Source organism: Streptococcus oralis, assembly GCF_006175905.1.
Classification (GTDB): Bacteria; Bacillota; Bacilli; order Lactobacillales; family Streptococcaceae; genus Streptococcus; species Streptococcus oralis_BG.
In genome coordinates, this window is the sequence record NZ_SSNB01000003.1 from 131,960 (window position 1) to 155,808 (window position 23,849).

The following is a 23,849-nucleotide window of genomic DNA, read 5'->3' on the forward strand; positions in this document are numbered from 1 at the left end:
CTTACTGGGCCTCTGGCATTTGCCGAACATCTACGAAACGCCCTGCAATAGCTGCCGCCGCTGCCATGGCTGGACTGCAGAGATGAGTCTTAGCGCCAAATCCCTGTCTATCTTCAAAGTTGCGGTTACTGGTTGAGGCACAGTGGACCCCATCAGGGACCTTGTCAGGATTCATCCCTAGGCACATTGAGCAACCAGGGTCTCGCCACTCAAAGCCAGCGTCTAAGAAAACCTTATCCAAGCCCAACTTCTCAGCAGCTCGTTTCACAGGACGAGAGCCTGGTACTACGATTGCTGTTAGATTGGGAGCAATTTTCTTCCCTTTGACAAATCGCGCAGCCAGTTGCAAATCGCTGAGACGAGCATTGGTACAAGACCCGATAAAGATATAACCTAGTTCAATATCCGCTGGCTTTTGACCAGGCTCCAAGTCCATGTAATGATAAGCACGTTCATCGTTCATATCCTTAATTTCTGGGAAGCTACTGTCAAAGTCAACGCCCATAGCAGGATTGGTTCCCCAAGTCACCATAGGAGCCAAGTCTGAGACATCCATCTGGATAACCTTATCATAAACAGCATCGTCATCGCTAACTAGGGTTTTCCAATCCGCCACAGCCTCCTCAAAGTCCTCTGGAACACATTCCCGTCCCTTGAGATAGTCATAGGTAGTCTGGTCTGGATTCATAATTCCCATCTTAGAACCAAACTCGATGGACATATTGCAGATAGTCATTCTCTCTTCCATGGTCAGTGCATCAATGGCTTCTCCACGATATTCCACCACATATCCTACACCACAAGCAACGCCATACTTGGCAATTAAGGCGAGAATGTAATCCTTAGAATAAACTCCTTTTTGAGGAACACCAGTGAATTCTACCAACATTTTCTTGGGTTTAACCTGCCAGAGGGTCTGGGTAGCAAAGACATGCTCGACCTCACTGGTCCCAATCCCAAAGGCGATAGCTCCGAAAGCTCCGTGAGTAGCTGTGTGACTGTCTCCACAAACGATGAATTTTCCTGGTTGGGTCCGTCCTGTCTCTGGACCTACCATGTGAACGATTCCCTGCTTTTCAGAACCGTGGGCTGCATGTTCAATCCCAAACTCCTCAACATTTTCAGCAAGCTTATCAATTTGGGCCTTAGAAATCACATCTCGAATATCGTAGATATTGACAGTTGGGACATTGTGGTCAAAAGTTCCAAATGTCAAGTCTGGTCGTCTCAATCTGCGACCTGCATCTCGCAATCCTTGAAAAGCCTGAGGACTGGTCACCTCGTGAATATAGTGCTGATCCACATACATGAGTTGGGGCTGCCCCTCTTCTCCTGTGATGACATGGCGGTCCCATAATTTATCAAAAATCGATTTCCCTGCCATCCATTACCTCCAAATAAAATATAAGGCTACTATCGTGGTCACCATCCCAAGAAACCAAACCGTTTTAAAATACCATTTTCTAGTCTTATGGTGAAAGGTCCTTCCTGCCAACCAAGCACCAAAACCACCACAGACAAGTGCAATCGTCAAGAGAATTTTCTCTGGGATGCGCCAAACACCTCTCCTTGCCTTGTATTTGTCTATGCCATAGATTATAAATATCAAAAGATTCCAAATCAAGAGAGTAACAGTTATTCCTTCGTTTATCTTCATAGTCTTTCAATGATGGCTTCCGTCATTTCCTTGGTAGAAGCCTTTCCTCCTATATCTTTCGTTAAAATTCCTGCTGCCAAACTGGCTTCTACAGCTTGTTCGACACGCCCTGCATCTTCATGACATCCGAAACTGTCTCTCAACATCATGGCTACTGATAAAATCATAGAAATAGGATTAGCAATTCCTTGACCTGCAATATCAGGCGCTGAACCATGAATAGGCTCATAAAGACTTGGCCCCTTTTCAGAATGACTGGCTGATGGCATGACGCCAAGTGTGCCTGATAGAACGCTTGATTCATCAGATAAGATATCTCCGAAAAGATTCTCTGTCACAATGACATCAAACTTGGCAGGATTGGTAATCATAATCATAGCAGCTGAGTCCACCAACTGGTGCTCCAAGGTCACATCTGGAAAATCTTGCGCGACTTCCTCAGCTACTCTGCGCCAGAGTTTTGATGTTGCCAGAACATTTTGCTTATCGATACTAGTAACGATTTTTCTGCGATTTCTTGCAGTCTCAAAGGCCTTGCGAAGAATCCGCTCCACTTCCTCATAACTGTAGTCGTTGATATCACGCGCTTTTCGCTCTTCAAGAATATGATCTCCAAAGTAAATACCTCCTGTCAACTCACGCACCACGACAAAGTCTACACCAGCAATTCGTTCCGGTTTGAGAGGTGACAAATGCTTGAGACTGTCAAAAATCTTAACAGGTCGAATATTGGCATAGAGATTGAGTTTCTTCCGAAGAGCCAGCAAGCCTTGTTCAGGCCGAATAGATGCACCATCATACTGGGGACTACCAATAGCCGCAAGGAGAATAGCATCTGCTTCTCTACATGCCTTGAGGGTTTCATCAGGTAAGGGATGCCCCGCAGCATCAATACCTGCACCTCCAAAGGGGCATCTATCTATCTCATAGTCAAAGCCTGTTTTTGAAGCTAGAGCTTCTAGAACTGCTAAACCAGCTTCCATGATTTCTGGACCGATTCCATCCCCTGCTAGAGCTACTATTTTCTTTGTCATAGCCTTCTCCTTTACACACTAGGCATGTCTCGGTAGGAAACGCTATGCCCCATCTCACCTGCATTCTCTTTTTGAACAAAAGTATTGGCATTGATATAAGCAATAGCCGAAGCCTTCAATACATCGAAATCAAGACCTGCTGCGTTAAAGATGGTTTCGGTATCTCTGTTTTCAACAGTGACCAAAACCCGAGCTTGGGCATCGATTCCATCTGTTACCGCATCGATAGTGTAGGATACCAAACGAACAGATTGGTTGAAGAACTTATCAATAGCGTTAAAGATAGCTTCAACGGAACCTTGCCCTGTCGCATTGAATTTGACTTTCTCACCATCCATATTTGCTAGGCTAACGAGAGCTTCAATGTCATTATCTGCATGAGTTTGAAGTTGTAAATCATCAAAGTGGAAGCCTTCAGGATTTTCAACCATGGTTCCAGCAACCAGAGCTCGAATATCTGCATCTGTGATTTCTTGTTTCTTGTCCGCTAGTGTCTTGAACTTAGCAAAGAGTGGTTTGATATCCTCTTCTGTAAAGTCTAGAGCCAATTCTCTTAGTTTTTCAACAAAGGCATGGCGACCAGACAATTTACCAAGCGGAAGACTATTACTCTTAACCCCGACCAATTCAGGTGTGATGATCTCATAAGTGAGAGGATTTTTAAGGACTCCATCTTGGTGAATACCAGACTCGTGAGAGAAGGCATTACCACCAACCACAGCCTTGTTTTTAGGAACTGGAATACCAGAGAAGCGAGAAACCATTTCAGACGTATTCATTGTTTCATCCAAAACAATATCACTAGTTGCTTGGAAGAAATCCTCACGAATATTCAAAGCAACAGCTACTTCTTCAAGAGCAACATTACCTGCGCGTTCACCGATACCATTAATAGTTCCCTGGACACGTCCAGCACCGTGTTTAATTGCTATCAAAGTATTTGCAGTTGCCATACCGAGATCATCGTGACAGTGGACACCAAAGACAACTTTATGATCTGATTTAATATTTTCAGTCAAGTGATCAAAGATGCGTGCAAACTCTTCTGGAGTCGTAAAGCCAACTGTGTCAGGGATATTGATATAAGATGCACCTGCATCGACCGCTGTTTGAACGACTTGTAAGAGGAAATCCAACTCTGTTCTAGTCGCATCTTCAGGAGAGAATTCGACGATTTCAAACTTAGAACGTGCGTAAGAAACATGTTCCTTGATAGCTTCTAAAATCTCTTCCTTGCTCTTATTGAGCTTATACTTGCGGTGAATCGGACTAGTAGCGATAAAGACATGAATTTGTGGATACTTGGCATCCTTAAGAGCCTCATAACAAGCATCAATATCAGATTTTACAGAACGAGCTAATCCTGTCACTGCTGTTTTTTTCATGGCTCTAGCAATTTCTTGAACGGCTATAAATGAATCTGGACTAGCAGCTGGAAAACCAGCTTCAATTACAGAAATTCCCCATTTCTCCAGCTGTCTTGCAATGGAAACTTTTTCCTTTATTGAGAAGTTAACACCAGGTGTTTGTTCCCCATCACGAAGGCTTGTATCAAAAAATTCAACTTTACGCATAAGATTTCCCCTTTTCCAAATGTGGTTTTAAAAAAACATCTCGCTCAGAAGCCCAAGCGAGATGTTGATTTACTCCCGCTTGGTAAGCCAAACAGGACTAATGCTTTTGCACTAGCCCGAGTACCTCAACAACAAAGCAAATTGATTAAACTTAGCTGTTTTCATGTTTGACTTTCTCCTTCGTTTGATATCTTGTTTAGTATTTTAGCATAGCTAAAAACACTTGTCAAGAAAAAATCCATTATTTTCTGAAAATTTCTTCAGTAAAGAATATTTTGTTAATTGAAAGTATTTGAAAACTCAAGCGAATTTCCCTATTTTTTCACAGTCAAGTTCCAACTTTTTTCGATGAGTTCTAACGCTTCTTCATCTTGCAAACTACCATCAAGCGCCAGACTAAGCCAGTAACGTTTGTTCATATGAAAGGCTGGATAAATGCCTTTTTTTGAAAGAAAGTCAGCTACTTGATCATGTTTGAGGTTGACTGCTTCCACTAACCCTTCTCTTCCCTTTTCCAGCTTATCCCATGGGATTCTCATCAAAACAGCATACCACTTTTGATTGTCTTCATGGCGCAATACAGCTGTATCAGGCGATTTTTCCCACAAATACTCCAATTGATTACCATACTTTTCCTGAACTTGAGCCATGATACGCTTAGTCTGAGGACAGATAAAATCCTGCACATCAAAGCAAGCCTTCCGAATCTGGTAAAGAATCTCCAAACAAGCCTCACGGACACTTCCGACAAAACGTCCCCGCATACTTTCCATGTGTACTTGAGGATAGAGGTCACCCGTTTCCTGATCAAAGACCTGAAAGCTCACATTATCAGGTGTGATAGAGACTGTCATGAAAAATTCACCCTGCAAAATCTGGCAACTATAGTTCCAGACCTCTCCATTTTCTACAAAACCATAGGCATGAGCTTTTTCTTGATTAAACTGGTAAGATTTAAAAATTTCAAACATAAGTGAAAACTGCTACCAAAAGCTAGCAGTTCCTTTCTATTTTTTAAAAGACAACCTTAGTTCCATGCAATTGTGTCACGCCCAGCTGGTCTATAAAGGTTTGACGGTTGTCCAAGTCAATCCCCCCGCCTGGTAAGATTTCAATTTTACCTTTAGCCTGTTCCAAAATTCTGTGATAATGAGCGAAACGTTTCTCTAGCGAGTCTCCAGACACACCAGCACGAGTTAGGATACGGGTAACACCAACTTGGCTGAGCCAGTCAATGGCTTCCAACTGGTCTTCATCACTCAATTCATCAAAGGCCATGTGAAAGACAATTTCCATTCCTTTAGAGGCGGCAATCAACTTTTCAAGATTAGCCTTATCTAACTTTTTATCAGCAGTTAATGTCCCAAATACAACCCCTTGACTTCCAGCCTGAGCAGTCAAACGAATGTCTTCCAGCATGATCGCTATTTCAAGATCAGTATAGACAAAGTCGCCACCACGGGGACGAATCATGGTCATAATGGTCGTGTCGTAGTTAGCTGCCAGTTCAACCGCTGCCTTGGTCACTCCATAGCTAGGTGTTGTTCCTCCTACAGCTAGATTGTCACAAAGTTCGATTCGACGAGCTCCAGCCTGCATCGCTTTTTCAAGCAAGGTCACATTTTCAGCACAAAATTCGTAAATCATTTGATTCTCCTTGATGTTTTCTTTAAATTTATTATATCATATTATTTTAAATATGTTTTCATTTTTATCAAGGCAAATAACTACTATTTTTATCTATTCTTTGTCAGGAATGACTTTAAAGAGATAGTAGGTGATAAAGATAGTTAAGGCTCCCAGACCGATTTTGACTGGTAAAAGAGGGGCAAAATAGATAGAAATTCCCATCAAGATATAGATAGATACAATGATTTTTTTCTTTCGTTCTCGCGCGATTGACTTGGTTTCCCGAAAGTCAGCTACATAGGTCTGATAAAGCTTTGTATGATAAAGCCAGTCTTCAAAACGCTTAGAAGATTTAGAAAAACAAGCAATAGCTAACAAAAGAAAGGGGGTTGTTGGTAAAAGTGGTAAGACAACTCCAATAACAGCTAAAGCCAGTGAAATAAAGCCAATACTGAGATAAATGATACGCATGATTTCTCCTAGATAAATTACTCTTCCTCTAGTTTCGCACACAAGGGGGAAATTTGTCAAGCATCAACAAAAAAGAGCCTGAAATTCATTTTCAGGACTCTGCATTTTATTTAATTTTTTCTTCTTCGTAGTCGCCATTACTACATACAACCTGCTTGCCTCCACCACGGACTTTTTTCTCCACTAGGAAGTGTCCGCATTTTGGACAGTCACGGCCAATTGGTTTGTCCCAGGAAGTAAATTCACATTCTGGGTAACGATTGCAACCATAGAAGATACGATTGCGCTTGGTTTTGCGTTCAATGATTTGTCCTTGATGACAGCTTGGACACTCGACACCAATCTCCTTAACAATCGCTTGTGTATGACGGCAGTCTGGGAAGTTGCTGCAAGCATAGAATTTACCAAAACGTCCTAGCTTAATTACCATTGGACTGCCACAAACTTCACAGTCAAATCCAGCTGGCTCATCCTTGATCTGGATTTTTTCCATTTCGGATTCAGCCTTGGCTACTTCTTTAGAGAATGGTTTGTAAAAGGCGTCAATGACCCGTTGCCACTGCTCTTTTCCAACTTCGACATCATCCAGTTTTCCTTCCATTTCAGCTGTAAAAGTCACGTTTACGATGTCTGGGAAATATTCAACGATGAGTTTATTGACAATTTCTCCCAACTCTGTTGGTTCAAAACGTTTAGCTGCAAGGCGAACATAATAACGTTTCTGAATGGTTTCAATGGTTGGAGCGTAGGTTGACGGACGTCCAACCCCATTTTCCTCCAAGGTCTTGATAAGAGTCGCTTCCGAATAGCGAGCAGGAGGTTGAGTGAAATGTTGTTCTGGCTTGCTATTGACCTGCTTGACCACATCTCCAACAGCCATATCTGGCAACATTTTGTTCTTGTCAGAGTCATTGTAGATAGCAAGATAACCATCAAACTTAACTTGGCTTCCATTTGCCGTAAACTGAACCCCATTTTGAGAAAGCTTAACAGCCATGGTATCAAAGATAGCGCCTGTCATCTGGCTAGCCACAAAACGGTTCCAGATAAGGGTATAGAGCTTGAGCTGGTCTTTGTCCAAATACTTAGCGATGCTTTCTGGTGTGTTAAAGACACTAGATGGGCGAATGGCTTCGTGGGCATCCTGAGCACCTGAGGCATTCTTGACCTTGCTACCGTGCTTGGAATACTTGCTACCAAAACGGTCGTTAATGTAGCTTGCCGCTTCATTCTGAGCCACAGGACTGATACGAGTCGAGTCTGTACGCATATAGGTAATCAAACCTTGCACACCTGATCCGATATTGATCCCTTCATAGAGCTGTTGAGCCACCATCATGGTCTTTCGAGTACGGAAATTGATTTTGTTAGCAGCATCCATCTGCATGGTTGAAGTTGTATACGGTAGGGGCGCATTGCGTTTGCGTTCTTTCTTATCTACCTGTTCTACTGTGAAATCTTTGCTAGTCAAATAGGACAAGACTTCTTTGACTTCTTCATTAGTGGTCAATTTCATCTTTTTGCCATTCATACCATAGAAAGAAGCCTGAAATTGCTTGGTTCCCTTCTTAAAGACACCATCAATTGTCCAGTATTCTTCCGGTTGGAAGGCATTGATTTCATTTTCACGGTCAATGATGAGCTTAAGGGCAACAGACTGCACACGTCCTGCTGATAAGCCCTTCTTGACCTTTTTCCACAAAATAGGCGAAATCGAATACCCTACCAAGCGGTCTAAGACTCGACGAGCTTGTTGGGCGTCGACCGAGTCCATATCAATCTTACGAGGTTCTTTAAAGGCATTTTTTACTGCGTCTTTGGTGATTTCATTAAAGACTACACGGTTGGCATCATTCTCATCCAAGTTGAGAATGTGAGCCAAATGCCAGGAAATTGCTTCTCCTTCACGGTCCGGGTCACTCGCCAGAAAGACTTTATTGGCCTTTTTAGCTTCTTTTTTTAAGTCATTGATGAGAGGACCTTTTCCTCGGATATTGATATACTGTGGTTCATAGTTATTTTCAATGTCGACTGACATACTGGATTTCTTCAAATCACGGATATGCCCGACACTGGCTAAAACTTTGTAATTTCTGCCTAGATATTTCTCAATCGTTTTCGCCTTAGCAGGCGACTCCACGATGACTAGATTTTTTTTAACTGTTGATTTTTTCTTCTTTGTTGCCGTAGCCACACTATCACACCTTTTCAAAGTAATAAACTTTATAAAGTGTAAACCATTTTTCTATAGCTGTCAAGACCTAAGTCCTATATATAGAAGAAAAGTTTATCTGAGGAAACAAATTTCTCCTTAAAATTCAAACTCAGCAAGCACATCTTGACCACTGCTAATCAACTTTGCTCCCTCTTGGATCAGGTGGTGACAGCCATCTGAGTGACCATCAAGAATGTCCCCTGGAATAGCAAAAACATCGCGTCCTTCCTCCATGGCACGTTCACAGGTAATGAGACTTCCTGAACGCATCCTTGCCTCTGCTACAATAACTCCACGACACAATCCTGCAATGATACGATTACGGGCTGGAAAGTGAAATTTCAAGGGTTCTTCACCTGGACCGTACTCGCTTAACACCAGATGATGATTGCCAATGTACTCCTGCAAGCGTTTATTGGCACGTGGATAAAAAACATCCAATCCTGTTCCAATAACAGCAATCGTTCGTCCTCCATTCTGGAGTGCAGCCATATGGGCAGCCGTATCAATCCCTTTGGCCAAACCACTGACCACAATTAACTCGTTTTCCAAACCTTGAATGACTTTCTGAACCGACTTTGCTCCCTGACTTGAACATGAACGACTCCCCACAACAGCAACCTTCGGAAACTTCAACAAGTCCAGATTTCCTTTATAAAACAAGAGTGCTGGAGGGTCATAAATCTCACTCAGATCCCAAGGATAACAGTCATCAAGAATCGAGAAGGATGGAAATTTCTGAAACTCCTTCTCCAACTGTGCATCATCTATCTGGAAATAGCGTTCCATAAAGACTGCAGGATTACGGCACCCCGATAGTTCCGCAATATCACCTAGCAAGAGCTCCTGATCTACAGTCTCGTCATATTCAAGTACAGTTAAAATCTGTTGATTGGTCAGCCCAGCTTTTCTCAATTTGTAAATCTCATAGTTTGTGATCTTCATATACAACTCCATTTCTTTTTCTACTCATCTATCTATTCGTTAAAAAAAATAAAAAGAAGACATGAAAATCTGAATTTTGCATTTATTCAACTTTCGTATTTGATAGCTTGCGTTTATCAAAAATAGAAAAACTCTTGAAAAATCTTCAAGAGTTTTATTTTATAATTCTATTCTTCATCCATGCTTAAGACGCTAAGGAAGGCTTCTTGTGGGACTTCTACTGATCCGATAGCTTTCATGCGTTTCTTACCAGCTTTTTGTTTTTCAAGGAGTTTCCGTTTACGAGAAACGTCACCACCGTAACACTTGGCAAGTACGTTCTTACGAAGGGCCTTGATATCAGTACGAGCCACGATTTTGTGCCCAATAGCTGCTTGAATTGGCACCTCAAATTGTTGACGAGGGATGATTTTCTTGAGCTTATCCACGATGAGTTTTCCACGTTCGTAGGCAAAGTCCTTGTGAACGATAAAGCTGAGGGCATCCACCTTATCCCCATTGAGAAGGATATCCATTTTGACCAGTTTAGATGGACGGTACTCTGACAATTCGTAGTCAAAGCTTGCATAACCACGCGTCGAAGACTTAAGCTTATCAAAGAAGTCAAAGACGATTTCAGCAAGCGGAATTTGATAGATAACATTGACACGATTGTCATCAATATAGTCCATGGTCACAAAATCCCCACGCTTGCGCTGAGCCAGTTCCATCACTGCTCCGACAAACTCCTGCGGTACCATAATCTGAGCCTTGACATAAGGCTCTTCAATAGTCGCAATCTTGGTTGGGTCTGGAAATTCAGAAGGGTTAGACACATCCATAGACTCACCATCAGTTTGGTTAACCTTGTAGATAACTGACGGAGCTGTCATGATGAGGTCGATGTTGAACTCACGCTCTAAACGCTCTTGGATAACATCCATATGGAGAAGTCCAAGGAATCCACAACGGAAACCAAATCCAAGCGCCTGAGATGTTTCTGGTTCGAACTGCAAGCTGGCATCGTTGAGCTGCAATTTTTCAAGGGCTTCACGAAGGTCATTGTACTTGTTTGACTCGATTGGGTAAAGACCTGCAAAGACCATAGGATTCATCTGCTTGTACCCATCTAGCGGTTCTGCTGCAGGATTGCTTGCTAGGGTCACTGTATCTCCGACACGCGTGTCTTGAACCGTCTTGATGGAAGCCGCAATATAACCAACGTCACCTGTGGCTAAGAAATCACGCCCTACTGCTTTTGGAGTGAAAATTCCAACCTCAGTAACGTCAAATGTCTTGCCATTACTCATGAGCTGAATTTTATCGCCAGGTTTGACAACTCCATCCATGACACGAACCTGGAGGATAACCCCACGGTAGGCATCGTAAACAGAGTCGAAAATCAAGGCCTTAAGTGGCGCCGTTACATCACCAGTTGGAGCTGGTACTTTTTCAACAATTTGCTCAAGAATCTCTTCGATACCAATACCAGCTTTGGCAGAAGCTAAGACTGCTTCACTAGCATCTAAACCAATGACATCCTCAATCTCTGTACGAACGCGCTCAGGATCGGCTGCTGGTAGGTCAATCTTGTTAATAACTGGAAGAATTTCCAAATCGTTGTCCAAGGCAAGATAGACATTGGCAAGAGTTTGCGCTTCAATCCCTTGTGCAGCATCGACTACCAAAATCGCTCCTTCACAGGCAGCTAAGGAACGCGACACTTCATAGGTAAAGTCCACGTGCCCAGGTGTGTCGATCAAGTGGAAAATATAGGTCTCGCCATCTTTTGCAGTGTAATTGAGCTCAATGGCATTGAGTTTAATGGTAATCCCACGTTCACGCTCAAGATCCATACTATCCAAAAGCTGGGCTTGCATTTCACGACTAGAAACCGTTTCAGTCGCCTCCAAAATGCGATCTGCCAAGGTTGACTTCCCGTGGTCAATATGGGCGATGATAGAAAAGTTCCGGATCTTCTCCTGTCGTTTTTTCAATTCTTCTAAGTTCATGATGCTCTTCCTTTCAGGGTATCTATTAATTATAAATTGTTTTTAACATTTTGACAAGACCATACCCTGCTAGGAGTACTAATCTTCGGCAATAAAACCATCATTTTCGATAAAGTGGTGTTCTGTCATTCCTTGGTCTGTAAAGACGATTCCATGAAGGACACCTCCATAGACAGCTCCTCCATCCATGCCAATCTTGCCATCTTCTGTCATCCAAAGCTCAGCAGTACCTCGGTCTTGCTTCAGCAAACCATAAACCGGTGTATGCCCAAATACAATAGTTTTTCCAGTATGATTTTCAGCTTCGTGGAATGGCTTTCTGAGCCAGACTTTCTTATAATCTGTGGTTTCATGCCAATCATCCAAGGTCAAGTCAATACCCGCATGAACAAAGATATACTTGTCTGTCTCCACCACAAATGGCATTTGACGAATAAATTCGACCAAGTCTGCCGCTTCAGTCGCAACACGCTTGGCATCTTCTACGCCATCAACTGGTGCATCCAAGGGACGACCTAAAATAGAGTTAATAGTTGTATCTCCACCATTGCGACGATAATGGTCATAGCTTTCTTCTGGGTCATCGAGCCAAGTCAGAAACATATACTCGTGGTTTCCTGATAGACAGATAGCTCCTTGATTGTCGACCAAGTCTTTGACCATTTCTAGAACACGGCGACTGTCTTCACCACGGTCAATCAAATCCCCTAGAAAAAGCAACTGAGTTTGACCATCCCAGGTTTTGAGCAGATCTTCTAGCATACCTGCTTTCCCGTGAACATCTCCAATTACATAATAGTCTGTCATTTATTTCTCCCTCGTTTGCAATAATTCTCTGGCTTGAGTAAGGGCAGCTTCTGTTACATTTTGCCCAGCCAACATTTTAGCTACTTCCTCTACTCGCTCTTCTAAAGTCAAAAGGCGAACCGTCGACACCGTTGAGTGCTCATCGCTAATCTTCTCAATAAAGAATTGGTAATCTGCAATCGCAATTACTTGTGGTAGGTGAGAAATAGCTAAAACCTGACCATGTTGGCCAATCTTGTGAATCTTCTGAGCAATAGCTTGAGCAACACGACCTGAAACTCCTGTATCCACCTCATCAAAGACTATACTAGTCTTACCTTCCTTATGAGAAAAGGCAGACTTGATAGCCAACATGAGACGAGACAATTCCCCACCAGATGCAACCTTGACCAAGGGTTTAAAGTCTTCACCAGGGTTGGTAGAAATGTAAAACTCGACCATTTCATTCCCCTCACGATTAAATTTGCCCTTGCTAAAGCGAACCTGAAATTGAGCCTTCTCCATATAGAGATCTTGCAGTTCTTGTTTAATCTCAGCTTCAAGTTTCTGGGCCAAATCATGGCGAGCAGATGCAAGCTGACCTGCCAAGTCGACAAGATTAACTTCCAATTTCTTGAGTTCTGCTTCCATGTCTTCGGAAGAAAGGTTATTACCCGTCAAGAGATTGTACTCATCCGTAATCTTAGCAAAATAAAGCAGGACATCATCCACAGTTCCACCATACTTGCGGGTAATAGTATTCAGAAGATCCAGGCGATTCTCAACCTGCATAAGGCGATTACCATCAAAATCCAAGTCCTCAATAATATCTTCCAAACGCTTTGTAATATCTTCTAAAACATAGTAGGTCTCTGATAGAGAACTTGAAATTTCACGGTATTCAGGGTCAAATTCTTCGACACTTTCCATGTCATTCATGGCTGAACGGACATTAGCAAGACTGGAGAATTCCTCATTGTCCAACATACTATAGGCATTGGTTAGCGTATCCGCAATGTTCTTATGATTGAGAAGCTTATCTCGTTCTTGGTTGAGAGCCAAGTCTTCACCAGCCTGCAAGTTTGCAGCCTCAATCTCTGCCATTTGAAATTCCAACATCTCAATACGAGCCTTGTGTTCTTGCTGGTTTTTCTTAACTTCCAAAACCTGCTTGCGCATTTTGCGATAGGCGTCAAAACTCGTCTGATAGGTCTCCTTCAACTCCAAAAAAGCTGCATCACCAAACTCATCCAACATCTGGATGTGCAGTTGAGGACGCATTAACTCCTCTTGGTCATGCTGACCATGGATATCCACAAGGTGTTGCCCAATAGCACGCAAGACAGAAAGATTGACCATCTGACCATTCACACGACTAACACTACGACCGTTTTGCAAAATTTCCCGGCGGATGATGATCTCATCTCCCAATTCTAAACCTTGCTCATCAAAAAGTTCCTGTAAAAGGCGACTATTTTCAACTGAGAAAAGTCCCTCAATCTCTGCCTTTGGCGCACCGTGACGAATAACGTCTGTCGTTGCACGAGCCCCCAACATGAGATTCATAGCGTCGATAATAATAGACTTTCCAGCACCCGTTTCCCCAGTCAAAACAGTCATACCCTTTTCAAAATTGAGGGAAATCGCTTCAATAATGGCAAAGTTTTTTATCGAAATTTCAAGTAACATACTGACCTACCATTTTTTGACTTGTTCAACAATTTCTTCAGCTGCCTCTGCTGTTTTAGCTACAATTAAGATAGAATCATCATCAGCTAGACAGCTAAAAATCTGTTCAGAAAATGCTTCAACCAACTGACTCTTCACAAAAATAGTATTTCCAGGAATGACAGCAAGGTTGATCATATTTCCCATTAACTCAGAACTCACAATATTGTCCTCAGCCAACTGCAAACTTTTGACGATTGATTTTGGCAACTCATAGATATAGGTGTTGTTCTTCAAAGGAATTTTAACAATCCCAAGCTCCTTGATGTCCCTTGAGACAGTGGCTTGCGTAGCAGAAATACCTGCTTCCTTTAAGTGCTCAACGATTTCTTCCTGAGTCCCAATTTGATAATCTGTAACAAATCTTCTAATTTTTTCAAGTCTCTCTTTTTTATTCATCTTTAAATTCTCTATGTGCTCTCTCTACAACTTTTTCTATTTCAGGAGCAACTTGGTTACTTGCTCCATCTTCCTTTTTCAAATATGCCAAAAATTCGATGTTTCCATGTCCACCTTGGATTGGTGAATAGTCTAATCCAAACACTGAAAAACCTTGTTCAACTGCCATAGCAGTGACAGATTCAAGGACATGTTGATGAACCTTGGCATCGCGAATGATTCCATTCTTTCCAATCTGCTCACGACCTGCTTCAAACTGGGGCTTAACCAGAGCCACGACCTGACCTTGATCAGCCAAGACACGGTGCAAGGCAGGTAAAATCAGACTGAGGGAAATGAAACTCACATCAATACTGGCAAAGCTCGGTTCCTGCTCGAAATCAGTCTTTTCAGCATAGCGGAAATTGAACTGCTCCATGCTGACAACCCGTGGGTCTTGACGTAATTTCCAAGCCAACTGATTGGTGCCAACATCGACTGCAAAGACCAACTCAGCACCATTTTGCAACATGACGTCAGTAAATCCTCCAGTGGAAGCCCCAATATCAATCGTGGTTGCGCCATCCACTGATAAATCAAAGACCTGCAAGGCCTTCTCTAGTTTTAGACCACCTCGACTGACATACTTGAGTTTTTCACCCTTGAGTTTTAGTTCAGTATCATCTGGGATTTTCTCTCCTGGTTTGTCAAAGCGTTCTCCATTAAGGACTGCTACGACTAGACCTGCCATGACACCGCGCTTGGCCTGTTCTCGCGTTTCAAACAAGCCCTGTTTATAAGCTAGTACATCCACTCTTTCCTTAGCCATTGATTCTCAAACTTTCTACTACTTTCACAATCGATTCTGTTTCAAAGGGAACCTGCTGGGCAATTTCTTCTAATTTAGCCTCGGCTTGATCCAGAGTTTGGTTACAAAAGGCGATGGCCTCTTCCAAGCCCAACAAGGCAGGATAGGTTGACTTTTCTGCCTGCAAGTCCTTTTGCGGTGTCTTACCGATTTCCTCAAAACTAGCCGTCACATCCAGTACATCATCTCGAACTTGAAAGGCCAGCCCAATCAATTCACCCACAGTTTTCAGTTTTGCTTGGATTTCTGGTGCTAATTCTGCTATGATAGCAGCTGCTTGGAAGGGATAAGCTAGTAATTTCCCAGTCTTATTGGCATGAATGGTCTGAAGTTCTTCCAAAGACAAATGTTGGTGTTCGCCTTCCATATCTAAAACCTGCCCTGCAACCATTCCCAGACTACCTGAAGCAAGGGATAAGTTGGCAATCAAGTCCACCTTGATCTGACTTGGCAAATCTGCCTGCGCTATCAAGACATAGGGATCTAGGAACAAAGCATCACCTGCCAAAATTGCCATTGCTTCGCCAAATTTCTTATGATTGGTCAAACGCCCCCGACGATAATCGTCATCATCCATAGCAGGAAGGTCATCGTGAATCAAGCTCCCTGTATGAATCATTTCCAAGGCCGCAGCTACCTGTGCATGCGCTGGTCTAATAGCGACTTGCAAGGCTTCCAGAACTTCTAGCAAGAGAAAAGGCCGAATTCTCTTGCCACCAGCATGAATGGAATAGAGAACGGACTCTCGCAAACTAGAGGCAAACTGCTGGTCTCCATAAAAATCTTCCAAAGCCGACTCAACAAGAGCTAATTTTTCTTGCTTCTTCATTCAAAATCACTTTCTGTTCCGTCTTCTTGCATGACCTTAACCAAGGTCTTTTCAGCCTTGTCCAAAGTCGCTTGGAGCTCTTTTGACAAGACCATGCCCTTTTGAAAGGCCGCAATTGCATCTTCCAAAGCAATTTCACCGTTTTCCAAACTTTGGACAATGGTTTCCAGTTCTGCTAGATTTTCCTCAAATTTCTTTTGTTTTGACATCTTTAACCTCTAATTCTACTTGACCATCTCGCATTAAAAGCGTCACTTGGTCTTTTTTCTTCAAACTCTCAACCGAATCGATAACTGACTCTTCTTTTTTGACAATAGCATAACCACGCGCAACTATTCGACTGGTATCCAACATCAACAAGGCTTCTGAAAGTCGCTTCACTTCAGCAACCTTGGCATCATAAACCAGCGCCATTTGGCTACGTAAGAGCTTATCCAACTGGCTTAAGCGATCTTGATAGCGTTGGATTTTGGTTATAGGTGATAATTGGACTAGTTGATGCATCCTTGCTTGGACTAGCTGTTTGTTATCAGAAATCCGTGTTCGCAAACTTTGTTTTAATCGCAGTTGCAGTTGATCTAACCCTTGCAAATAACCATCATACAAGCGCTCTGGCTGTCTAAAGATAACTGACTGACTGCATTTTTTCAGAGCTTCTTTTTTTCTTGACAGGACATTCTGAACTGCTGTTGCCATTCGTTTTTCTTGATTTTGTAAATGGCTCAAGAGATCCAACTTTGTTACAGGTGTTGCCAGTTCAGCTGCAGCTGTTGGCGTCGCAGCACGACGATCGGCCACAAAGTCTGCCAAGGTCACATCCGTCTCATGCCCAACACTAGAAATAACTGGCAAACGAGATTCAAAAATAGCCCGTACCACGATCTCTTCGTTAAAAGCCCAGAGATCCTCGATGGAACCCCCACCACGACCAATGATGAGAACATCTAGGTCCTCACGTTGATTGGCACGCGCAATATTTCGAGCAATTTCCTCCGCAGCTCCATCACCTTGCACCTTAGTCGGATAGAGAAGAATGTCAACACCTGGAAAACGTCTGCTTACGGTTGTGATAATATCCTGAATAACGGCACCACTGCGACTGGTTACTACACCAATTCTCTTAGCAAACTGGGGAAGAGGTTGCTTGAACCGTTCTTGAAACAGGCCTTCTTCTGTCAATTTTTTCTTTAGTTGTTCAAACTGAATCGCAAGCGCACCAACCCCATCAGGCTCAGCTTTTTCAATGATGATAGAGTAGCTCCCGCTCGGTTCATAGACCTGCACACGCCCAATTACATTGATCTTCATTCCTTCTTCTAGGTCGAAACCTAATTTTTGATAAATCCCTGACCAGATGGTTGCTTGAATGACTGCGTGGTCATCTTTTAGGGAGAAATATTGGTGCGTAGGTCGTTTACGAAAGTTGGAAACTTGACCAGTTAAATAGACCCGTTCCAAGTAAGGGTCTTTATCGAATTTCATTTTCAGATACTTGGTCAAAGTTGTTACCGATAAATACTTTTCCATCTCCACCTACTATTCATTTTCTTGCTTTTCCATGGGTATTATTATACCAAAAACATGCTTAAAAATCACCTTTTTCCTACTGAAACTAAAGGAAAAATAGAAAAAGGAGGCAAGGCCTCCTCATCTGATTATTTACTGTTTCGCGCTTCTTCCAAAATCTTTGCAATCTTGGTGGTCAAAAGGTCGATAGCAACGGTATTGCTGACTCCCTCAGGAATGACGATATCCGCATAGCGCTTGGTCGGCTCGATGAACTGGTGATACATAGGTTTGACCACACCCAAATACTGATCAATAACGCTATCTAGACTACGGCCACGCTCTTCCATATCACGCTTGATCCGACGAATAATGCGCACATCATCATCCGTATCCACAAAAATCTTGATATCCATCAAATCGCGCAGACGCTTGTCCTCCAAGACCAGAATCCCCTCAACGATAAAGACATCCTGAGGCTCCTGACGATAGGTCTTGCTACTCCGTGTATGCGCTGTATAGTCATAAGTTGGAATGTCAACCGGACGTCCCGCTAACAATTCCTTAATCTGCTCGATCATCAAGTCTGTATCAAAGGCAAATGGATGGTCGTAATTGGTTTTGACACGCTCTTCAAAAGTCAAGTGAGACTGATCCTTGTAGTATGAATCATGCTCAATCATGGAAATCTTTTCATCAGGGAAATGCGATAAAATGGCTCTCGAAACACTGGTCTTACCACCACCAGAACCACCTGTCACTCCGATAATGATTGGTCTATTTTGCATGCTATCCTCCGTTTTTTTATCCGTCGTCTATTCTATCACATTTTTTGCAAAATTTATAGTCTGATTTTGATAGACTCTGGGTAACATTCTAATACTTACACTCCAGGTTGACTAGCATAAAACCTTCCTTGGCTTGTAGAGATTGTCTCGCTTCTCTAGAATGGCTAGCAATTTATCCCCCTCAAAGGCAGCCAATTCTTTGTCTGTTTGGTCTAACTCAATAAAACGACCAAAGCGCACTTCTGTAGCCTGTTCTGGAGTTAGGATAACTTTGACAAGGTCCCCTATTCCAATCTCTAGAGGATGGAGAAAGTCCAGTTGACCAGCCTCCACTTTTCTAGCAATTTCTTCCAAGGTAAGAGCATCCTCAAGTTGCAAACCTGCTGCACTCGTCCGAGTCAAATAGGACATATGGGCCGCATAACCCAGCTTCTCTCCCAAATCAACTGACAAGGTACGGATATAAGTCCCCTTACTACATTTCACACGAAATGTAAAACGTGCGAGGTGATCCTCATAAGAAATCGGACTGGTCCTCTCAAATTGATAAATAGTGACCTGACGTTCTGGACGCTCCACTACCTGACCAGCACGCGCATACTCATAAAGCTTGCGACCATTGACCTTGACTGCCGAATACATAGGCGGAATCTGGATAATAGGTCCAGTCAGACTAGCAATCGCTTCATTGACAAGCTTTTCATCCAATGGCGACAAAACAGGTGTTTCTGAAACCACTTCCCCACTAGCATCCTCTGTCGTCGTAGAATAGCCGAGAGTGATTTCTCCCTCGTAGACCTTGCCCTCATCCTGCATAAACTCGACCATACGTGTTGCCTTGCCAACCGCAATGGGCAAAACACCCACCACATCCGGATCCAGCGTCCCACCATGACCAATCTTCTTGGTTCCCAAAATCTTACGCAGTTTAAAAACCGCATCATGCGAGGTCATGCCCGCTTCTTTTCTTAAGTTGATAATACCGTTCATTCATTAACTTTCTAAAAATACTAAAACTCTCTTTTGGAAATCCTTATTCTGCTCATAAAGTGCATGGCCGCACTCTGGCAAAATAGTGAGCTGGCTATCTTTGATATGCTGATGCAATTCAAGTGAAGCTTCTACGCCTAGAACATCATCCTTTTCTGCTCCAATGATTAGCGTAGAACAGTTTATTTTTTCCAAAATGGTTAGGCTATCGTGTTTCAAACAAGATACAGCCTGAATAGCAATGCGTTGTTTATCTTTAATACGGCCCAAAATTCCCATTATTCGATAAAGGTATTTGAATTTTCCGAAGGATTTAGTTGTGTAAGAGTGACTAGCAATATCAACCATCAGTTCTTTATAAGTCCCTATTTGACTCAGGCTCAGCCAGCGTCTAATCCGCTCCCTACCAAGCTCACTTAGATTTGCAGTAGTAACAGCCAAAATCAAACTTTCAACCTTTTCTGGAAAATCTACAGCTACCCATTGAGCAATCATACCACCTTGGGAAATCCCCATGACGACAGAACTTTTTAAATTCAATACATCCATAGCTTCCGCTACATCAGCAGCCATATTTCGTGTTGTATAATTTTCTGGCAACTTATTGATGCGACTAAAAACATAAACTTTATAAACCTTGGCAAATTCTCGGTAAGTTAAAGCTAGCATTTGAGCCATGCCCTTAACTGTCTGTAATCCATCCCCCAACCCTGGTATGATAACGAGAGACTTCTTTCCTTTACCAAAGGTCACATAATCCATGTTTTTTTGATCTAGTTGAAGGACCTTATTTTTCGAAGAGTAAAACATTATTTTCTTCCTCACTCGCCCTTCAATGCTTCAAACTTCGCTTTCATAGTTAGATTTTTTCGGGTCAATTTTTTAACAGAAACATCTTCCAACTTGTTATTAGCGAGGCGGAGTTGATTTTCTGATGTTGTTAGGAATTTCTTAACCTCTTCCATACGCTTAATGGCTTTATCTATTTCATCGATTGCTTTACCAAAGTTAGTTGAAGCCGAATTGTAGTTCTTGGCAAAGGCTAGTTTAAAGGCATCCAAATCTTCCTCAAAATGTGTAATATCGATATTTTGCTCTCGAACCAAGGCCAACTCTTGTTTGTATTTTAGGGAATTAAGCGCCGCATTTCGCAAGAGACCAATCAGCTGGATAAAGAACTGGGGACGAACCACATACATCTTTTCATACTCGTGGCTGACGTCAACAATTCCAGTGTTAAAGTAGTCATTATCTGCCTCAAGCATGGTCACTAAAACTGCATATTCACAATTTTTCTCCCGACGGTCCTTGTCCAATTCCTTATAAAAATCTGCATTCTTATGCTTCTTTTCTGTCCCGTCCGCTTCATTTTTCATCTCAAACATGATGGAAATGATTTCAATGCCATTTTCATCGCATTCACGGAAGATAAAATCTCCCTTAGAGCCTCGCGCAGAGACCTTGTTATCCTTCTCAAAGTAGGCATTTGGAAAGGCAAAACTACGAACCTTATTGAACTCACTCTCTGCATACTGTTCCAGACTTTCCCCGATAGCTTTTGTAGATTGTTGGGCTTTGAAATTCTTGTAAAATTCGACTTGCTCACTAGCTGCCTTAAGCTGAGCTTCGTAATTTTGCTTAACAGAAGCCAAAGATAACTCATTTTCCTTTTCTTGCAAGAGGAGCTGATTTTTGACTTGATCGCGTTCTTTTTCTAGGTCAGAAAGGGTCTTTTGCAGTTGATTTTCATGCTCCAAACGCAAGGTAGCCAGTTGGTTTTCCAAGGCAAGTACTTCCTTGTCCTTAGCCAATAAAGCCTCATGGCTTGTCTGTTCAACTTCTTTCTTGGCCAATTCCTTCTCTGTATCAAACTTTTGGATTTGACTCTGCAGTTGCGCAATTTCTTGGTCTTTTTGAGCCAGTTTAGTCTGTTGCTCATTCATAGCCTTCTGCTCAGCCAAGGCCAGCTCCTGCTTCATTCGCTCGTGTAATTCCTTATCAAACTCGGCAGTTCTCACTTGGGATAAAAGTTCGGCATACTGACTTTCATTTACTGTAAAGACTTCCCCACAGTTGGGACATTTGATTTCGTTCATAACTTCCCTCTTTCTAGACTTCTGTAACCATTATATCATACCTGAGGGAAAATCAAAAACAGTGAGTCGGAACCCACTGTTTATATCTGTTACTTTAAATTTTTTCCAAGGCCAAACGCAAATCTTCAATCAAATCCTCTACATTTTCAAGACCGATCGACAAGCGGATTTGGTTTGGTGTTACACCTGCTGCTTCTAGATCTTTTTCTGACAACTGACCGTGAGTGGTTGTCGCAGGATGGACAACAAGAGATTTTGCATCTGCCACGTTTGCAAGGTCAGAGAAGATTTCCAAATTATCAATAACCTTGCGAGCTTCTGCCTCTCCGCCTTTAACATGGAAGGTAAAGATTGAACCAACACCTTTTGGCAAATATTTCTCAGCCAAGTCATGGTAAGGACTGTCAGCAAGTTTTGGATAATTTACCTTCTCTACCTTAGGATGGTTGACAAGGAAATCAACAATTTTCTCAGCATTTTGCACATGGCGTTCGACACGAAGAGATAGCGTTTCAAGCCCTTGGAGCAAGAGAAAGGCATTAAATGGCGACAAGGCAGCACCCGTATCACGGAGCAATTGAACACGAACAGCGATAATAAAGGCTGCTGCACCCACATCACGAGTATAGCTCAAGTTATGGTAACTAGGATCTTCCTCAACAAATTGAGGAAACTTCCCTGAAGCTGCCCAGTCAAAACGACCACTATCGACAATCACTCCACCAATAGTCGTACCATGCCCACCGATAAACTTAGTTGCTGAGTGAATGGAAATATCTACACCGTGAGAGAAGACGTTAATCAAATATGGTGTAGCAAAAGTATTGTCTGTAACGAGAGGAATCTGGTGTTTATGCGCAATCTCAGCCAATTTTTCCAAGTCAGGAATGTTAATCAAGGGATTCCCCAAGGTTTCAATCAAGACAAGCTTGGTATTGTCACCGATAGCTGCTTCCACTTCTTCCAAATTATTCACATCGACAAAGGTTGTTGTGATCCCATAACGAGGAAGGGTTTCTTTCAAGAGGTTGAAGGTCCCACCGTAAATAGTTGACGCAGCCACCACATGGTCACCTGCGTGAGCAAGCGCCAAAATAGTGTAGGTTACAGCAGCCATCCCTGATGCTGTCGCTAGTGCCCCAACACCACCTTCAAGAGCAGCGATTCTTTCCTCGAAGGCTGCTGTTGTAGGGTTGGTAATACGAGTATAAATGTTCCCTGGTTTTCTCAAGGCAAACAAATCGGCACCTTCTTGCGTGTCATCAAAAACGAAGGATGTTGTTTGATAAATCGGTACTGCACGAGACTTAGTTGCCGGATCAACTACTTGCCCAGCATGTAATTGTAGAGTTTCAAATTTAAAATCACGAGTCATAAGACGACCTCCAAATAGCTTCATTAGGGATATTGTATCATCTTGTGCTAGTCTTTTCCAATACCGTTTTTCTATATTTTGATATAAGGAACAACTATGACTAGTCTTACATCTCAAACAAAAAAGCACGATTCACTCGTGCTCGTTTTTTAATCTACATAAGTATCTTCGTTTTTATTGAGGAAGGCGTAAGGCAAGCCCATCAAGAGACCTCCTCCGATAAAGTTTCCGATAAAGGTTACACCCCAGTGACGAAGAATATTTGGTATGTCAAAGTTAGCAATTGAATCTGCTGCAACACTGAACTTAACAATCGCAAAAGAAGCAAAGTTCGCAGCAATGTGTTCGTTTGTTAAGAATACAAACATGTAAATTGCTGACAAAACGAGCCAAAGTTTGGCGCCTCCGTCTTTCACCAAAACAAATGAAAGAATGGCAATGTTTACAAAGATATTGGCTAAAATACCTTCAAGCAAGACTAATTCATTTGAACGGCCTAACTTCATCTCTACAACCCCTGAAATGAAGCTATCATGTGTCAGATTTGCATAGGCTGCTGAGTGGGCAAAGCCCCAACCTGCAATCAAAGCTCCGATAAGGTTGAACAAGGTACAATAAAGTAAAATCTCAGCTGTTTTTCTCCAAGAGATTTTTTTCAAGAAACTACCAGCTGTCAAAAACATCATATTTGAAGTTACTAGCTCAGCATTCAAGAAAACAATGTAGGCCAATCCCCAAGCAAAAACGAATGGGAAGAGGAAGCGTCCACTGCCTGGTGCGATCTTATTAATCAAGTCAGCCCCAACTGCGCCCGCAGCCGTACTAAATGTTAGAAAAGCACCTGCAAACATGGAACGAATCGCATACTTAAACTTACTTTGGCTATAAAGACTTTCTTTCTTCTTGCAAGCAAATTCAATTTTTGAGATAAATTCTGAAGAGACCATAGAAAACTCCTAAACTTTTATTTGTGATAATTATAACATAAT

The 23,849-nt window shown here is 42.4% G+C and carries 23 protein-coding genes; all 23 read right to left on the reverse strand.

All coding sequences use genetic code 11. The features are described from left to right. Position 1 precedes the first annotated feature (1 nt). Positions 2-1,384, reverse strand: coding sequence for a 3-isopropylmalate dehydratase large subunit (leuC, locus tag E7Y33_RS06435; protein ID WP_139689992.1), 1,383 nt, complete (start codon positions 1,382-1,384; stop codon positions 2-4). A gap of 3 nt (positions 1,385-1,387) precedes the next feature. Then, the gene (locus tag E7Y33_RS06440; RefSeq protein ID WP_139689993.1) at positions 1,388-1,657 is read right to left on the reverse strand and encodes a DUF1294 domain-containing protein; all 270 of its coding nucleotides are present in this window, start codon (positions 1,655-1,657) and stop codon (positions 1,388-1,390) included. Then, a complete protein-coding gene (leuB, locus tag E7Y33_RS06445) occupies positions 1,654-2,691 on the reverse strand; it encodes a 3-isopropylmalate dehydrogenase (protein ID WP_139689994.1) in 1,038 nt (345 codons plus the stop codon). The genes E7Y33_RS06440 and leuB overlap by 4 nt, the downstream gene beginning before the upstream one ends. An 11-nt stretch (positions 2,692-2,702) precedes the next feature. Continuing rightward, positions 2,703-4,265: a 2-isopropylmalate synthase gene (locus E7Y33_RS06450; protein ID WP_139689995.1), complete on the reverse strand. Its 1,563-nt coding sequence runs from the start codon at positions 4,263-4,265 to the stop codon at positions 2,703-2,705. 314 nt (positions 4,266-4,579) lie between these two features. Continuing rightward, positions 4,580-5,236, reverse strand: a complete 657-nt coding sequence (locus tag E7Y33_RS06455) for an MmcQ/YjbR family DNA-binding protein (RefSeq protein WP_139689996.1) — start codon at positions 5,234-5,236, stop codon at positions 4,580-4,582. A 43-nt stretch (positions 5,237-5,279) separates the two neighbouring features. Then, positions 5,280-5,912 carry a copper homeostasis protein CutC gene (locus E7Y33_RS06460; RefSeq protein ID WP_125391283.1) on the reverse strand — a complete coding sequence of 211 codons (633 nt, stop codon included), beginning with the start codon at positions 5,910-5,912 and terminating at the stop codon, positions 5,280-5,282. Positions 5,913-6,005: 93 nt separating this feature from the next. Beyond that, on the reverse strand, positions 6,006-6,365 hold the full coding sequence (locus tag E7Y33_RS06465) for a YbaN family protein (RefSeq protein WP_007516860.1): 360 nt from the start codon (positions 6,363-6,365) through the stop codon (positions 6,006-6,008). A gap of 106 nt (positions 6,366-6,471) precedes the next feature. Next, complete coding sequence (topA, locus tag E7Y33_RS06470; RefSeq protein ID WP_139689997.1) at positions 6,472-8,559, reverse strand: type I DNA topoisomerase; 2,088 nt, start codon at positions 8,557-8,559, stop codon at positions 6,472-6,474. Between the two features lie 117 nt (positions 8,560-8,676). Then, a complete protein-coding gene (gene dprA, locus E7Y33_RS06475) occupies positions 8,677-9,525 on the reverse strand; it encodes a DNA-processing protein DprA (protein WP_139689998.1) in 849 nt (282 codons plus the stop codon). 167 nt (positions 9,526-9,692) lie between these two features. Next, complete coding sequence (lepA, locus tag E7Y33_RS06480; RefSeq protein ID WP_049478162.1) at positions 9,693-11,516, reverse strand: translation elongation factor 4; 1,824 nt, start codon at positions 11,514-11,516, stop codon at positions 9,693-9,695. A gap of 78 nt (positions 11,517-11,594) precedes the next feature. After that, positions 11,595-12,323 carry a metallophosphoesterase family protein gene (locus tag E7Y33_RS06485; protein ID WP_042767792.1) on the reverse strand — a complete coding sequence of 243 codons (729 nt, stop codon included), beginning with the start codon at positions 12,321-12,323 and terminating at the stop codon, positions 11,595-11,597. Next, entirely contained in the window at positions 12,324-13,991 is a 1,668-nt protein-coding gene (recN, locus tag E7Y33_RS06490) for a DNA repair protein RecN (protein WP_139689999.1), read from the reverse strand. Between the two features lie 6 nt (positions 13,992-13,997). Further along, the gene (locus E7Y33_RS06495) at positions 13,998-14,429 is read right to left on the reverse strand and encodes an arginine repressor (RefSeq protein WP_139690000.1); all 432 of its coding nucleotides are present in this window, start codon (positions 14,427-14,429) and stop codon (positions 13,998-14,000) included. Beyond that, positions 14,422-15,237, reverse strand: coding sequence for a TlyA family RNA methyltransferase (locus E7Y33_RS06500; protein ID WP_139690001.1), 816 nt, complete (start codon positions 15,235-15,237; stop codon positions 14,422-14,424). The genes E7Y33_RS06495 and E7Y33_RS06500 overlap by 8 nt, the downstream gene beginning before the upstream one ends. Continuing rightward, positions 15,230-16,105, reverse strand: coding sequence for a polyprenyl synthetase family protein (locus E7Y33_RS06505; protein ID WP_139690002.1), 876 nt, complete (start codon positions 16,103-16,105; stop codon positions 15,230-15,232). The genes E7Y33_RS06500 and E7Y33_RS06505 overlap by 8 nt, the downstream gene beginning before the upstream one ends. Beyond that, entirely contained in the window at positions 16,102-16,314 is a 213-nt protein-coding gene (locus E7Y33_RS06510) for an exodeoxyribonuclease VII small subunit (RefSeq protein WP_000043226.1), read from the reverse strand. Before E7Y33_RS06510 ends, E7Y33_RS06505 begins: the two co-directional genes overlap by 4 nt. Continuing rightward, positions 16,292-17,632, reverse strand: coding sequence for an exodeoxyribonuclease VII large subunit (xseA, locus tag E7Y33_RS06515; RefSeq protein ID WP_139690003.1), 1,341 nt, complete (start codon positions 17,630-17,632; stop codon positions 16,292-16,294). Before xseA ends, E7Y33_RS06510 begins: the two co-directional genes overlap by 23 nt. Positions 17,633-17,760: 128 nt before the next feature. Continuing rightward, a complete protein-coding gene (gene udk / locus E7Y33_RS06520; protein WP_001181369.1) occupies positions 17,761-18,399 on the reverse strand; it encodes a uridine kinase in 639 nt (212 codons plus the stop codon). Positions 18,400-18,510: 111 nt separating this feature from the next. After that, positions 18,511-19,389: a tRNA pseudouridine(55) synthase TruB gene (truB, locus tag E7Y33_RS06525; RefSeq protein ID WP_139690004.1), complete on the reverse strand. Its 879-nt coding sequence runs from the start codon at positions 19,387-19,389 to the stop codon at positions 18,511-18,513. A 3-nt stretch (positions 19,390-19,392) separates the two neighbouring features. Then, positions 19,393-20,199: an alpha/beta fold hydrolase gene (locus tag E7Y33_RS06530; RefSeq protein ID WP_139690005.1), complete on the reverse strand. Its 807-nt coding sequence runs from the start codon at positions 20,197-20,199 to the stop codon at positions 19,393-19,395. A gap of 11 nt (positions 20,200-20,210) precedes the next feature. Continuing rightward, positions 20,211-21,485 (reverse strand): DUF2130 domain-containing protein, encoded by a 1,275-nt coding sequence (locus E7Y33_RS06535; protein WP_139690006.1) that lies wholly within the window; start codon positions 21,483-21,485, stop codon positions 20,211-20,213. A gap of 94 nt (positions 21,486-21,579) precedes the next feature. Further along, positions 21,580-22,860: an O-acetylhomoserine aminocarboxypropyltransferase/cysteine synthase family protein gene (locus E7Y33_RS06540; RefSeq protein ID WP_139690007.1), complete on the reverse strand. Its 1,281-nt coding sequence runs from the start codon at positions 22,858-22,860 to the stop codon at positions 21,580-21,582. A gap of 149 nt (positions 22,861-23,009) precedes the next feature. Continuing rightward, complete coding sequence (locus E7Y33_RS06545; RefSeq protein WP_000254786.1) at positions 23,010-23,807, reverse strand: formate/nitrite transporter family protein; 798 nt, start codon at positions 23,805-23,807, stop codon at positions 23,010-23,012. Positions 23,808-23,849 lie beyond the last annotated feature (42 nt).